The organism is Corynebacterium sp. MSK122, assembly GCF_030229435.2.
In the GTDB taxonomy this organism is placed as follows: domain Bacteria; phylum Actinomycetota; class Actinomycetes; order Mycobacteriales; family Mycobacteriaceae; genus Corynebacterium; species Corynebacterium marquesiae.
This window is the reverse complement of record NZ_JASPHV020000052.1, coordinates 1-1,714: the sequence shown is the minus strand read 5'-3', so window position 1 is coordinate 1,714 and position 1,714 is coordinate 1. Positions and strand designations below refer to the sequence as shown.

Annotated in this window: 2 pseudogenes; both read right to left on the bottom strand. The window is 55.7% G+C overall.

The features are described from left to right. Positions 1-7: 7 nt before the first annotated feature. A pseudogene (locus QP934_RS11385) lies at positions 8-1,227 on the bottom strand (IS30-like element IS1513 family transposase). 19 nt (positions 1,228-1,246) lie between these two features. Next, positions 1,247-1,456, bottom strand: a pseudogene (locus QP934_RS11380) (helix-turn-helix domain-containing protein); the annotation flags it as partial. Positions 1,457-1,714 lie beyond the last annotated feature (258 nt).

Genomic DNA, 1,714 nt, shown 5'->3' with positions numbered 1-1,714 from the left:
GGCGGAATCAAGCGGTGGATGCGCCACGCTTGAATAGTTCGTTAAGTATTTCACGTGGGGTTGCGCCGCCGAGGATTTGTCGGGGTGTTTCGTTGAGCTCATTTTGCACCCACGCGACATGTTCGGGTGTGACGGTGGCAAAGTCGGTGCCCTTTTTGTAGAACCTGCGCCTGATCTCGCCGTTGGTGTTCTCGTTGGTTGGTCTCTGCCACGGTGAGTGCGGTTCACAGAAAAACACCTGGCAGCCGTCTTTAATCTGGACTTGTGCTGTGACAGCCATTTCTGCGCCTTGGTCCCATGTGATGGTCTTTAGCTGCTCGGTGTTGAGGTCTTTGACCATGTCCTGCAGGGTTGCGACCACGGTGTGTGAACTGTGCTCATCGGGAAGGTGTCCAAGCAGGGTGTAACGGCTGGTGCGCTCTACTAGGGTAATCAGCGCGCTTTTGCCACCTTTACCAATAACAAGGTCGCCCTCCCAGTGCCCGGGAATAGCCCTGTCATCAGCTTCCGGGCTGCGGTGGGTGATCTCAGCACCTTTGATCCAAGGGCGACCGGTTAACACGCCAGCGTTTCGGGCACGACGCTTGCGTGTTGAGCCGCCGCGGATAAGTACGTCTTTAGTCTTCATGACTTCTTCAAGCTCGGCTCGCAGGCTGCCTTTGCCTTGAATGTATAAGGCACTGTAGATCGCTTCGTGGGAAATACGCATGCTTTCATCATCGCTGAAAGCATGCTCAAGCCATGCACTAATGCGCCCAGGTGACCACCTGCGGGCAAGGCAATCGACTACTACACCCCGAAGCGTTGGGCTTTCATCGAGCTTGCGTAGTTTTGGCCGCACCATCCGACCAGCAGTAGAAACAGCAGCGTTGTGGGCGTTATACCGCAGCTGCTCTGTGCCGTCCTCATCGACGATCTTCCAACCATTACGGGTGATTTCACGAGCGACGACACTGTGGTGCCTATTTATTTTCTGCGCGATGGCTCGTGCCGAATCACCGACACGACATCCCGCTTCAATAGCAACACGGTCTTCAACAGTAAGCCTGCGACCACGCCCTACTAAGGCGTGTTTGTCGAATACGCCGCTAGGAAATCCATCAACGGCTTGAGTTTTCATCGGTGCTGGCATAACAGAATCTTTACCCAGCTTCTTGCCTGTATCTGGCAAAGACACCACCGCCTCATCAGGCGTTCGACGATGTCGCTGCCGGCGTAACTTCGCATACCGCTGCTTCCTTATCCACCCATACACGGTAGAAGGATGCACACCGATAGCATCAGCCACTGTCTGACAGCTCTCACCAGCAAGCACTCGCTCCACGGCCTGGGCACGTTCATCAGGTGACAAGTGGGCGCGTCTAGGCCGCACTTCGATTACACCAGCTTTCTTTAACCTGCTGTGAAGCAAGCCAGTCGATATTCCAACAGTCTGTGCTGCTTGACTGATCGACATACCTGCACGCACCAACCCAACAGCCTCACGGACAAACGGATCACGCAAACGACTCGCACGCCTGCCTGGAGGTTCGACACCTCTTACCCTCAACCAACCGTAAACCGATTCGGGGCCTACACCCACATCACGCGCGACCAGGCTAACTGCCTCGCCTGCCACCACGCGCTCAACAGCAGCATCCTTAACATCCTTCGGAGTCCAACGCGTCACAACTACCTCCCGGTCGAAGTGGCGCATTCACCCCTTGACAGCACG